This window comes from Ruegeria sp. AH3 (assembly GCF_056536265.1).
On sequence record NZ_JBQFJL010000001.1, the window covers coordinates 1,779,762 to 1,791,271 of the forward strand.

At 60.9% G+C, this 11,510-nt stretch carries 12 protein-coding genes; 1 reads left to right on the plus strand and 11 read right to left on the minus strand.

Annotation, left to right across the window (positions count from 1 at the left end):
* Positions 1-104: 104 nt before the first annotated feature.
* The 8 genes from murB to ACR3EM_RS08960 form a co-directional block, all read right to left on the minus strand.
* Positions 105-1,031 (minus strand): UDP-N-acetylmuramate dehydrogenase, encoded by a 927-nt coding sequence (murB, locus tag ACR3EM_RS08925; RefSeq protein ID WP_480470363.1) that lies wholly within the window; start codon positions 1,029-1,031, stop codon positions 105-107.
* Positions 1,028-1,321 (minus strand): hypothetical protein, encoded by a 294-nt coding sequence (locus ACR3EM_RS08930; protein ID WP_480470364.1) that lies wholly within the window; start codon positions 1,319-1,321, stop codon positions 1,028-1,030. Before ACR3EM_RS08930 ends, murB begins: the two co-directional genes overlap by 4 nt.
* 22 nt (positions 1,322-1,343) lie before the next feature.
* Positions 1,344-1,610, minus strand: coding sequence for a DUF2484 family protein (locus tag ACR3EM_RS08935; RefSeq protein ID WP_480470365.1), 267 nt, complete (start codon positions 1,608-1,610; stop codon positions 1,344-1,346).
* Complete coding sequence (locus ACR3EM_RS08940; protein WP_480470366.1) at positions 1,607-1,855, minus strand: DUF2484 family protein; 249 nt, start codon at positions 1,853-1,855, stop codon at positions 1,607-1,609. The genes ACR3EM_RS08935 and ACR3EM_RS08940 overlap by 4 nt, the downstream gene beginning before the upstream one ends.
* Before the next feature lie 4 nt (positions 1,856-1,859).
* Positions 1,860-3,266: a UDP-N-acetylmuramate--L-alanine ligase gene (gene murC / locus ACR3EM_RS08945; protein WP_480470367.1), complete on the minus strand. Its 1,407-nt coding sequence runs from the start codon at positions 3,264-3,266 to the stop codon at positions 1,860-1,862.
* Positions 3,263-4,360, minus strand: a complete 1,098-nt coding sequence (locus ACR3EM_RS08950; protein ID WP_480470368.1) for a UDP-N-acetylglucosamine--N-acetylmuramyl-(pentapeptide) pyrophosphoryl-undecaprenol N-acetylglucosamine transferase — start codon at positions 4,358-4,360, stop codon at positions 3,263-3,265. Before ACR3EM_RS08950 ends, murC begins: the two co-directional genes overlap by 4 nt.
* Positions 4,360-5,523, minus strand: coding sequence for a putative lipid II flippase FtsW (ftsW, locus tag ACR3EM_RS08955; RefSeq protein ID WP_480470369.1), 1,164 nt, complete (start codon positions 5,521-5,523; stop codon positions 4,360-4,362). The genes ACR3EM_RS08950 and ftsW overlap by 1 nt, the downstream gene beginning before the upstream one ends.
* A 294-nt stretch (positions 5,524-5,817) precedes the next feature.
* On the minus strand, positions 5,818-6,867 hold the full coding sequence (locus ACR3EM_RS08960; protein WP_480470370.1) for a Hint domain-containing protein: 1,050 nt from the start codon (positions 6,865-6,867) through the stop codon (positions 5,818-5,820).
* A gap of 245 nt (positions 6,868-7,112) precedes the next feature.
* Between ACR3EM_RS08960 and ACR3EM_RS08965 the strand changes: the two genes are divergently transcribed.
* Positions 7,113-8,291 carry a BaiN/RdsA family NAD(P)/FAD-dependent oxidoreductase gene (locus ACR3EM_RS08965; protein ID WP_480470371.1) on the plus strand — a complete coding sequence of 393 codons (1,179 nt, stop codon included), beginning with the start codon at positions 7,113-7,115 and terminating at the stop codon, positions 8,289-8,291.
* Here ACR3EM_RS08965 and ACR3EM_RS08970 read toward each other — a convergent pair.
* From ACR3EM_RS08970 to ACR3EM_RS08980, 3 genes are all read right to left on the minus strand, one after another.
* Entirely contained in the window at positions 8,288-8,662 is a 375-nt protein-coding gene (locus ACR3EM_RS08970) for a glycine zipper family protein (RefSeq protein WP_480470372.1), read from the minus strand. The two genes, ACR3EM_RS08965 and ACR3EM_RS08970, sit on opposite strands and share 4 nt — an antisense overlap.
* 111 nt (positions 8,663-8,773) lie before the next feature.
* On the minus strand, positions 8,774-10,168 hold the full coding sequence (murD, locus tag ACR3EM_RS08975; protein WP_480470373.1) for a UDP-N-acetylmuramoyl-L-alanine--D-glutamate ligase: 1,395 nt from the start codon (positions 10,166-10,168) through the stop codon (positions 8,774-8,776).
* Between the two features lie 79 nt (positions 10,169-10,247).
* A complete protein-coding gene (locus tag ACR3EM_RS08980) occupies positions 10,248-11,447 on the minus strand; it encodes a tetratricopeptide repeat protein (protein WP_480470374.1) in 1,200 nt (399 codons plus the stop codon).
* Positions 11,448-11,510 lie beyond the last annotated feature (63 nt).

An 11,510-nucleotide genomic window follows, 5' to 3' on the forward strand; every position in this document is an offset into this window, starting at 1 on the left:
AATGTGCGCCTCAATGTCCCCGGACCTTATGTGGTGGTCCGTACTGCGTTTATGCCTTTGATCCGTCGCCGTTAATTGCCTGTTTTGGTCTGACGGTTGGGGCTTTATTCATTCAGCGGATCACCGACCCGCATGATTTCCCACTCTAGCGTGATGCCGCTTGTTTCGTAAACCTTTTTTCGCACCTCTTCGCCCAGACCTTCGAGGTCAGCGGCGGTGGCTGTGCCGGTGTTGATCAGGAAATTCGAGTGCTTGGGGCTCATCTGCGCGCCACCTTTGATGGCGCCACGCATGCCTGCGTTGTCGATCACCTTCCACGCCTTGAGGTCATGCACATCATCCGCGCGCCCGGTCGAGGAGAACCCGGCGGGATTGCGGAAGGTCGATCCGGCGCTACGATCCTTGGTGGGTTGGGTTTCGTCGCGCTTTTGCAGCTGCGCTGCCATGCGGGCGTGTAGCTCAGCAGGATCGCCCGAGGGGCCTTGGAACGTCGCCGAGACCAGCACCGCGCCTTCGGGCAGGTCGGACTGGCGGTAGCGGAAATTCAGGTCCTGTGGGGTAAGGTCCATGACCTCTCCGGTCCGGGTGACGATGGTGGCCTTTTGCAGCACATCCGCGGTGTAGCTGCCGTAACAGCCCGCGTTCATGCGCACGGCCCCGCCGATAGAGCCGGGGATCGTGCGCAGGAAAGTCAGGTCCACACCCGCATCTGCCGCTTTGCGCGCCACATGCGCATCCAGCGCCGCAGCGCCTGCAGTGACAGTGTTGCCGTCGACCGAAATGCCGTTGAACCCGCGCCCGAGCCGGATCACCACGGCCCGCAGACCGCCATCACGGACAATGAGGTTCGAGCCGACGCCCATCGGAAAGACCGGCACATCGGCGGGCAGATCGCGCAGAAAGGCATGCAGGTCCTCGATATCTGCGGGTTGGAACAGATAGTCGGCTGGTCCGCCGACGCGCAGCCAGGTCAGGTCATTCAATGGACGGGCCTGAGTCAGGCGGCCCCGAACATCGGGCAGATTCATCATGTGTTTGCCCTTGCCGCCAGGCTGCGCCCTCCGACACCGCCCATGATCACTGCGAACAGGAAGGGCAGAACACCGCCCGTCAGCCAGACAAAGGGGCCAAAGGCTTGTTCTTCTTCGCCGGTTTCGACGCCCGCAAGCATCACGATCAGCGCCAACGCCACGGCCGAGGTCAGCCCGATCAGCCACAGCAACCCTTTGGTGCCGATCCAGCGCCCGGCGACAAAGCCCGCAACGGTGCCGAAGACGAGACAGATGAGTGGCAGATAGGCGAAGGTGGCGACGTTGACCATTGGGACCTCCTGAAACGGTCGGTTACTTGTTGGCCGCCTTCATGCCCTGCATTTTCGCCTTTGTCCAACGGGTGAGGTAAATCACCGGCCAGCGCAGCACGGACATGCCTGCGGCGAGGACAAGTAACCCAACCCATGGGCCGTTTTCATAGGTGACATAGCCCAGAATGGGAACGCCCACAGCGATCAGGAAATAGGCGCGACGCCAGTGGTTGTCCTTGCTGGGCAGCATGGCCAGAATATTGGCGGTCAGCCCCCAAAGACCGGCAAGCGCGATTGACCAGTTCACTCAGACACCTCTCTGCCCGTCCATTTGCGCCAGTAATAGCGGATCGGGTTGCGGTACATCGAGGCAAAGCCGGCAATGGCCAGCACTCCGATGAACCAGCCATAATCGTAGCTCAGCCACAGGATCAGTGCGGGCGCGCTGACAAACAGCACCAGGCCCGGCGGGAATTGCAGGCGCATGGGCAGCATCGCCACGATGGTCGAGGCGAGCACCCAGCCGCAGGCGATTATGAGCGACCACGCCATAGTATCAGCTCGCTTTGGCGATCAACCGGTCGGGCAATCCGTTGGCCCAGGCGCTGATCGTACCTGCACCGAGGCAGACGACCATATCGCCGGGACGGGCCTGTTCGCGCACGAGGCGTTCGAGGTCACTTTCATCCAATATGGCCCGCGCATGACGGTGGCCGTGGCGGATCAGACCTTCGACCAGATCGTCGCGGGATGCGCCCTCAATCGGGTCTTCGCCCGCAGCAAAGACCTCGGCAATGGCGACCACATCGGCGTCGTTGAAGCAGGTGCAGAAATCGTCGAACAGGTTGGAGAGGCGCGAATAACGGTGCGGCTGGTGGACGGCGATGACGCGGCCCTCGGTGGCCTGACGTGAAGCCTTGAGAACGGCTGCAATCTCGACCGGGTGATGGCCGTAATCGTCGATGATGGTGACGCCGTTGATTTCCCCGACCTTGGTAAAGCGGCGGTTGACGCCGCCGAAATTGGCCAGCGCCTCGCGAATTTCGCTGGCCTTCATGCCTAGATGGCGGGCCACGGCCACGGCGGATAGAGCGTTCGAGACGTTGTGGTCCCCCGGCATCGGCAGGGTACAGCCCTCGATCACCTTGTCTTCGTATTGCAGGTGGATGTCGAAATGGGCGACGCCGCCTTTGTAGGTCAGGTTCTCGGCCCGCACATCGGCCTGCGCGTTGAAGCCATAGGTGCGCACACGGCGGTCGGTGATGCGCCCGACCAGAGCCTGCACCTCGGCATGATCCGTGCAGCAGACGGCCAGACCGTAGAAGGGCAGGTTTGAGACGAACTCGTGGAAACCGTCGCGCAGTTGGTCGAAATCGCCCCAATGCTCCATATGCTCGGGGTCGATATTGGTGACGATGGCGATGGTTGCAGGTAGGCGGTTGAAGGAGCCATCGCTCTCATCCGCCTCGACCACCATCCATTCGCCCTGCCCCATCCGCGCGTTCGAGCCATAGGCGTGGATGATGCCGCCATTGATGACGGTGGGGTCGAAATCGCCCGCGACCATAAGCTCGGCCATCATCGTGGTCGTGGTGGTCTTGCCGTGGGTTCCGGCGATTGCGATGTTCGAGCGCAAGCGCATCAGTTCGGCCAGCATATCGGCACGGCGGACCACCGGAAGACCTTGCGCGCGCGCCTCGTCCAGTTCCGGATTGCCCGGCTTGATCGCGGTCGAGACCACGACCACGGCGGCGTTCTGCAGGTTTTCGGCGCGCTGGCCGACAAAGATCTCAGCCCCCAGCGAGGCCAGACGGTCGGTGATTTTCGACGCCTTGAGGTCCGACCCCTGAACCCGGTAGCCAAGGTTCAGAAGCACCTCGGCAATACCCGACATCCCGATCCCGCCGATGCCCACAAAGTGGATCGGCCCAACGTCCTGCGGCAGTTTGGTTGCTGGATTCATGAGGTCTCCTTCTGCGCCAGTTGTTCGACAAGGGCGACCAGACGCTCGGTCGCGTCCGGAGCCCCAACCGATAGCGCGGCATGGGCCATTTGCTGTGCGGCTTCGGGGTTGGTGAAAACCGTGGTCATTTGCTGTGTCAGCGCGGCAACGTCAAGGGCGTTTTCGGGGATCATGATCGCCCCGCCCGCCTGAACCAGCCCACGCGCGTTGGCGGTCTGGTGATCTCCGGCGGCTGCGGCGAAGGGGATCAGGATCGAGGGTCGCCCAATCACCGAGATATCAGCAACGCTGGACGCGCCCGAGCGCGAGATGACCAGCTGCGCCTCGGACATCCGCCGAGGGACGTCTTCGAAGAAGGGTTGTACATCGGCAAGGATGCCATGTTCGGCATAGAACGCGGCCACACGCGCCTGATCTTCCGCGCGCGCCTGATGCGAAACCCGGATGAAGCCGCGCAGATACTCTGGCAGCGCCGCAATCGCGTCGGGCACCACGTCGCTGAGGATGCGTGCGCCCTGCGAGCCACCCATGACCAGCACCGACATCGGATAATCGCCCGGCGGGATATAGGGAGCAGCGGCGCGCTCCAGTACGGCGGCGCGTACCGGGTTGCCGGTGTGCAGACCCTTCGCGCCTTCGGGCAGGTCTGTGGGCCAGACGCCGCAGGCCACCTGTGCCACGCGGGTGGCAAAGAGCTGGTTCACGCGTCCCAGCACTCCGTTCTGTTCGTGGATCATGCGGGGGATTTTCAGCAGCGTCGCCGCGCCCAGCGCCGGGATCGACGGATAGCCGCCAAAGCCCACCACCACGTCCGGCTTGTCACGCATCATCCCTGCTGCCATGCCGGTCACGCCCGCAGCAATCTTCGGCCCGACCATCACCTTGGCGGCCAGGCCGCCACGGGCGAAAGTGGCGGAGGAGGCCTCGACGATTTCGACGCCTTTGGGAAACGCGCCGGTATAACGTGCGCCACGGGGATCGGTGGACAGGCGCACGCGCCAGTCCTTGAGCAGCATCGCCTCGGCCAACGCCTGCGCGGGGAACATGTGCCCCCCGGTACCGCCCGCCGCAATCAGAAGGTAAGGTTTGCCCATCAGCCTCGTCCGCGCAGAATGTCGCCAAGCTCGCCTTGTGGGCGGGTTCGGGTGAAGGCCAGCAACATGCCGACCGCGATGCCGCCTGCGATCAGGGACGAGCCGCCATAGCTGACGAAGGGCAGCGTCATGCCCTTGGCGGGCAGCAGGCGCACGGCGACGCCCATGTTGATCATCGCCTGAACGCCGAACATGCAGGCCAGACCGGTGCCGGCCAGACGGATGAACATGTCGCGTTCGCGCATCAACCGCAGCAGCGAGCGCACCACGATCAGTGAATAAAGCGCGATGATGATCAGTACGAGGATCAGGCCGTATTCCTCGGCCGCCACCGCGATGATGAAATCCGTATGCGCATCGGGCAGCGACCATTTCACCTGCCCCTCACCGACGCCGACACCAAACAAGCCGCCCTCGCGGATGGCGTTGGTGGCATAGCCCAGCTGGGTGGTCGGATCGACCTCTTGGTTCAGGAACCCGTCAATGCGGCGGGCGAAGTGCTCGGAATTGGAATAGGCGAACATGCCCCCCAACACGACCGCCCCGGCCATGCCCAGCAGCAGCAACATCGGTGCGCCGGCCACGAAATACATCACGCCCCAGCCAAAAAGAATCAGGCAGGCCTGCCCGAAATCGGGCTGCATCACCAGCATCGCGACGATGGACATACACAGCGCGAACGACCAGAGCCGCCCCGGCGGGCCGTTGATCTCTTGCGAGGCAGCCAGAAGCCATGCGGCGACGACGACGAAACCGGGTTTGAGGAATTCCGATGGCTGCAGCGAGGCGAAGCCCAGCGAATACCAGCGCACCGCGCCCTTGCCGAAATCGGTGCCGAAGATCGGCAGGAAAGCCAGCGCTACGAAGGAGGCCAGAAAGCCCAAGATCGCCAGACGTCGCACCAGCGTGGGTGACATCATCGAGGTCAGCAGCATCGCAACCAGTGCCAGCCCGCCAAACAGCGCCTGACGTTCGACATAGTGGAACGGATCGAACCCGTTGCGCCCCGCGAGCGGCGGCGATGAGGCCAGCCCCAGCAGAAGCCCGATGACAAACAGGATCAGAACGCAGGACATCGTCCAGCGGTCAATTGTCCGCCACCACTTTGGAAGAATCGGTTCGCCGCGCTGGTCCTGGACCGCGCCATACACCATCTCAGTCATGAGATACCGCCACTATCTGCCTCGTACACGTCCCGTTTTCGGGATCTGATTGAGAGTCTACAGCGATTTTTGCATTCAGGCCAGTGGAATGACGGCGTTTGAGCGATTTCTGAGCGGCACTGTTTCAATCACAGGCGACCGTCTTTCCGGCTGAAGATTGCAGATGTCAGTCGAAGCGTCGAAACCGACCCAAACGCGGTGATTAACTTCGCTTTATAAAGGCCCATTTTCGTTGCGAAATGCGGGCGCCACGGTGCTTTCACGGCAAGGCGATGAGGTGACGTTCAGGATGTTCTACCCGGCCAGCAGCGGTTTGCGGTTCTTCACATGACGCCGGATCAGCGAGCGAACCTGCCCGCCCCGCGCCGGTGTCAGACGCGCAAGTTGCGGTGCATGAACACCAGTCGCGACCTCGGGGAACAGCGCCTCGATTTCGGCCAGAGCGTCTTTGCCGACGCCTTTCAGGGCTTCGGGTCCTGTGAACAGGCTCTCGGATGGGGCGCCTTCGGCGAAGACCACCTCGTGCCGGTCGAACAGCATGTGAACATAAGTGATCGAGGTTGCGTCTTCGTCAACAGATACGCCTGGCAGATCCAGAAGCTTCCCTGCCGGGATCAGAACTTCGCCCGTCTCGAACATGCGCACCGCAATCGGAGACCGCACAAGCATGCGATGCTGCGGCGATACACGCAGGTCGCGTGCTGGCAGGCCCTCGCCCAGCGCACCTTTGGCAATCCGGATCGGGCGCAGCTTGGGTTTGGCTGCTAAATCAACGCGATCCAGATCGCGTGAACCGATCCAGCGAATGATCTGTGGGCCATGGTCAAGGGTCAGCACCGCATCCCCGGCCTTGAGCGTTTCGATCGCGCGAGGCCCATCCGGGGTTTCGATCCGGGTGCCCGTGACAAAGCATGGCACAACCGTATCGACATCGATGTTCGGGCCGTTATCAACAACGCCATTGATCGTGAGCGTTGTGTTCAGAGGCGGAACAGAGCCCCCGATAAAGGCCAGGAAAAAGCCTGCTTCTTCGTTGATCGTGAGGGAGTTTCCATCACCGTTGATGTCGTAGTCGAAGACGCCGATCTCATAGGTGTTGGTTCCGTCCGTCACCTCAATCGTGAAGTCCCAATAGATGGCATTTCCCGCAAGGGTTTGCGTCGGATCGTTGGGGGTTTCGTTGCTCTGGTCGTCGCCGTCGAAAATGGTCCCGTCCGCCCCATCCTCGATCGTGATCTGACTGTAGCTCGAAATCTGGAAGGTCGTGCCCGTCGCGTCGAACGTGACATCTGCAGCAGACAGCGTGGAATCGGTGCGAAACGCACCAAAGATTGTTGTCGGCATTGGGGGCAACTCCACCAGAACTGAAAAACACGCGCTCTGTTTCTTAACCAAAAGCACTAAGGTTTTGCTAAGGACAGCTTGCACACCGGTCAAGTGAGTCTAACCAATTCGTCAGATCTTGTGACCGATGCACATCCTTCCGGGCGACCACGAACCAACACTGGCTGTTCAGAGATCCGAATTCGCCGGGGCTTGAGCACGTCAGCCCCTTGCCTTCGCGCCGATTACAGGCCAAGGGCGGAGGCATGAATTATGACACGATCATCCTTGGCGCCGGGGCTGCCGGCATGATGTGCGCCGTCCATTGCGGCGGGCGGGTGCTGGTGATTGATCATGCAAAAGCGCCGGGTGAAAAGATCCGAATTTCGGGCGGTGGACGATGCAATTTCACAAATATGTATGCGGGGCCGGGCAATTTCCTGTCGAACAATCCGCATTTCTGCAAATCCGCGCTGGCGCGGTATACGCAGTGGGATTTCATCGATCTGGTCGGTCGCCATGGCATTGCATGGCATGAGAAAACGCTGGGGCAGCTGTTCTGCGACGGGTCGTCGAAGCAGATCATCCAGATGCTGCTGGACGAGATGGAGCGCGCCGCGGCCACGCTTTGGGTTCAGACCAGTTTGCGCGATCTGCGCAAGACCGAGAATGGCTTTGCCCTGGACGTCGAACGCGAGGGCAAGCGCATCCCCCTGACCTGCCGCAATCTGGTGCTGGCCACCGGCGGCAAGTCGATCCCCAAGATGGGCGCGACCGGGCTGGCCTATGACATCGCGCAGCAATTCGGGCTGCAGGTGACCGAAACGCGGGCGGCGCTGGTGCCGTTCACCTTCTCGGACGGGCGTTTCAAGGACCTGTCCGGCGTCTCTCTGGCCGCGCGTCTGTCCAATGCGCGCACCAGCTTTGACGAAGCTCTGTTGTTCACCCATCGCGGGCTGAGCGGACCTTCGGTGCTGCAACTGTCTTCCTATTGGCACGAGGGGGAGGAGGTCAGGGTTAACCTGATCCCCGATCTGCCGCTGTTCGATCTGCTGCGCGATCAGCGGCAGGCCGGTGGGCGCAAAGCGCTGACCACCGAGTTGGCGCGCCACCTGCCCACGCGGCTGGTGGACCATCTCAAGCATCATATACCGATGAAGGGCAATCTTGCGGATCAGTCCGACGCGGCGCTGTCCGATCTGATCGCTGCGCTGTCCGACTGGCGGCTTACGCCGTCAGGCACCGAGGGCTATCGCACGGCCGAGGTGACTCTGGGCGGGATCGACACCGAGGGCCTGTCGTCGAAAACGATGGAGGCCAGGGATGTCCCCGGCCTCTATGCGATTGGTGAAGCGGTGGATGTCACCGGCTGGCTGGGTGGCTACAACTTCCAGTGGGCGTGGTCCTCGGGCCACGCCGCGGGAAGCGCCATCGCAGGTCGTTAGCCGACAACGTTGTAGCCACGTCCGCGCATGCAGTTGCGCACGATGACTTCCTTGTTCTGGTTCTTGTTGATCACATCGGCACCAGCCCCGACCAGAGCACCGGCAACGGCTGCGCGACCCAGATTGTCGCTGCTGTCCTGAACGATGCCGGTGACGGCAGCAGCACCTGCCGCGCCGATGGCCGCGTTCCCTGCGGTCGATCCGTCAACACCGGGCTGCGAGGCGGCCAGTTGCTGGCACTGCGCCAGATCAGAGTTGTAGTTCGGGCCCACCGGACCGTCGATCACCGGCTGATAGCTGGCGCCAGTATTGGTGCAGGCCGCTACAGCCAGCAGAGCGGGAACGACCAGAAAAAGTTTACGATTTGGCATATTCATGACCTCGTGTTGAATTTCCTGAAGGCAAAAACCAATGCGCATGGCGCGTCAAGCAGATAGGCCACAGCTTCGCCGAACCGGCAATCTATTGCAAATGCCCCGCTTTCAGAGGCGTTTTTTGACCTCAGCCACGAAATCATCGCCGCGCTGTTCAAAGTTGTCATACTGGTCAAAACTGGCCGCGGCCGGGGCCAGCAGGACCACTTCACCCGATTGCGCGTCAGCCATGGCCTGTTCGACGGCAGCGGCCATGGTGGTGCAAACCTGCGCCTCGGCGGTCAGTTGCATGGCAAAGCCCGCCGCCTCGCGCCCGATGACATAGGCCTTGATCACCTGATCCCCTGCCCCGTTCAGCGCCTCAAGCCCGCCTTCCTTCTCAAGCCCGCCGCAGATCCAACGTATCTTCTTGAACGCGCTCAGCGCTTTCAGGGCGCTGTCCACATTGGTGGCTTTCGAGTCGTTCACATAGGTTACCCCACCCGCCTCAGCGATGATCTGACTGCGGTGCGGCAGGCCCGGGAAGCTGTGCAGCGCGTCCTCGATCACGCGCGGGGCAAGGCCCAGAGAGCGGCAGGCGGCATAAGCGGCGCAGGCGTTCTGGTGATTATGCGCACCGGGCAGGCCCTTGATCGCTCGCAGGTCGATCGATCCGGCCTGGCGGCCCTTGCGGTATTCCGACAGGAAGCCTTTGCGGGCAAAGACCTGCCAGCCTGGCCCGGTCAACTTGCGGGCAACTGAGATGCGGATCACTCGGTCATCCGATGGCCCCTCGACCAGTTGGCCCGCGAGAAATGCGCCCTCGGCCTCATCTATCCCGATCACGGCCCGGTCCGGGCCACCTTCGGCAAAGAGACGACGCTTGGCTGCAAAATAACCGCCCATGCCCCCATGCCGATCCAGATGATCGGGTGAAAGATTGGTGAACACCGCCACATCCGGGGTCAGCGCACGGGCCAGTTCGGTCTGATAGCTGGAAAGCTCCAGCACCACGACCGATCCATCGCCGCCCGGATCGATATCCAGCACACCGCGCCCGATATTGCCCGCCAACTGCGAGTCGCGCCCGGCCTCTGTCAGGATATGGTGGATCAAAGCGGCAGTCGTCGATTTGCCGTTCGAGCCCGTCACCGCGATCACCCGAGGCGGGGTGTCATAGTTATGCCATTCCGACCCCGCGAAAGAGCGGAAGAACAGGCCGATATCATTGTCGACCGGCACACCGGCGTCCAAAGCAGCGGCCACGACCGGGTTAGGCGTGGGGTAGAGATGCGGAATGCCCGGTGAGACGATCAGCGAGGCTATGTCATCAAACGCCCCGTGACGGCGCAGATCGGCGCAGGCAAAGCCTTCACCCTCAGCGGCCTCACGCGCGGCAGGGTTGTCATCCCAGCAAATCGGCTCGGCCCCGCCAGCCCGCAACGCCCGCGCCGTGGTCAAACCCGACCGGCCCAGTCCCAGAACCGCAACTTTCTGTCCTGAAAATCCTTTGACCGGGATCATCTGCCGCCCTTTAGTTTCCAATCCGTTTCGTCGAATTTCATGGCTAACGGATCACGCCCGGATTGACCAGACAATCACTTCAGGCCTCCGGTTCGGGTTCGTGCTTTGCTGTCAGCGCATCGAGGTTGTTCTGGATAATGGTGGTCGTGGGGTGCTCCTCCCTCATCTGATCTTGATGTATCTTCAGCGCCGATTGAAACAAATCGCTAGCCTCTTGATGCCTACCCTGCTCTTTCAGCAGCAAGGCAAGATTGTTGAGGTGCCCCGCATAGTCTGGATGCTCGATACCTATAGTAGCTTCATCAATCGCTAAAGCCTCGCGGTACAGCTTTTCAGCCTCCTCGAAACGCTGTTGCAATTCTATTACTGCTGCGAGGTTGCTAAGGTAGGTGGCGCGGATTGGCCGTATTTTGTCATTTTGCGCATCTATTATTTCCAAAGCCTCGCGATACAAACGTTCGGCTTCTTCGTATCGCCCTTGCTCCCTGATTGCAGAGGCGAGGTTGTTGAGTTCCATCGCATAGCCTGGATGCGACGTGCCAAGTGTTTCCTTGTCAATCCTCAGCGCCTCGCGATGCATCTGCTCAGCCAGTTCACTTTGCCCAAGAACCCTGATGCAATTCGCGTGATGACCAAGCGCTCTCGAATAGTTTTGCGACATTTCTCCGGTACGCAACAACGCAAGCGGCACACTTCTTCTGGCGGCGACTTCTGCAAGAACATAGTGTCCATCCTTTTCCAAAGCCAAGGAAAGGGAATTTAGCTCGACATCCGACATCCCCTCCCAGTTCAGTGCCTCGATAGGATCGCCCCGGGCAATGTCTTGCGCTCTGGTGGTTGCAAGGTCCTGCATTTCCGCCAGACGTTTATTCTGTGGATCAGCCGCCAGACCAATTTGCGCAAACCGCCGCGCGTCCTCAATCGCGAGCGGATCCGATTCACTATCCAAGATGCGCTGTTCAGTGAGGATTTCAGCGGCCCGTCCAAAAGCTTCGGACTGTCGTTCTGTGAACCGCGTCGCAAGCGTATCCAATTCTGCGTATTTCCCTGATGCAGCAAGTTCATCGGCCTGATCCAGAAATCGTTCGGGGTCGACAAACATCAATCTAGCATCAGCCTGAGCAAGACGCTTTCTCAGATCATCACGCTCTTGTTGTGTGGTATAAAGCTCGCCCTTGACGATCTTTTCTTTGCGAAGAAATCCAACAGCGGCCAAAGCTGCAATAACCGCAGCAGTTGCGCTGACAACTGAAACCCAAAATTGAGCCTGTTCCCACATATCCAAATACCTTCCATTTGCGCCACCTTAGCTAACGGCGGCTCATTTGGAAGGTTGGATTTT

Coding starts and splice junctions, on each gene's coding strand:
- murB (WP_480470363.1), bottom strand. CDS start 1,031: ATGATGAATCTGCCCGATGTTCGGGGCCGCCTGACTCAGGCCCGTCCA.
- ACR3EM_RS08930 (WP_480470364.1), bottom strand. CDS start 1,321: ATGGTCAACGTCGCCACCTTCGCCTATCTGCCACTCATCTGTCTCGTC.
- ACR3EM_RS08940 (WP_480470366.1), bottom strand. CDS start 1,855: ATGGCGTGGTCGCTCATAATCGCCTGCGGCTGGGTGCTCGCCTCGACC.
- murC (WP_480470367.1), bottom strand. CDS start 3,266: ATGAATCCAGCAACCAAACTGCCGCAGGACGTTGGGCCGATCCACTTT.
- ACR3EM_RS08950 (WP_480470368.1), bottom strand. CDS start 4,360: ATGGGCAAACCTTACCTTCTGATTGCGGCGGGCGGTACCGGGGGGCAC.
- ftsW (WP_480470369.1), bottom strand. CDS start 5,523: ATGACTGAGATGGTGTATGGCGCGGTCCAGGACCAGCGCGGCGAACCG.
- ACR3EM_RS08960 (WP_480470370.1), bottom strand. CDS start 6,867: ATGCCGACAACAATCTTTGGTGCGTTTCGCACCGATTCCACGCTGTCT.
- ACR3EM_RS08965 (WP_480470371.1), top strand. CDS start 7,113: ATGAATTATGACACGATCATCCTTGGCGCCGGGGCTGCCGGCATGATG.
- ACR3EM_RS08970 (WP_480470372.1), bottom strand. CDS start 8,662: ATGCCAAATCGTAAACTTTTTCTGGTCGTTCCCGCTCTGCTGGCTGTA.
- murD (WP_480470373.1), bottom strand. CDS start 10,168: ATGATCCCGGTCAAAGGATTTTCAGGACAGAAAGTTGCGGTTCTGGGA.
- ACR3EM_RS08980 (WP_480470374.1), bottom strand. CDS start 11,447: ATGTGGGAACAGGCTCAATTTTGGGTTTCAGTTGTCAGCGCAACTGCT.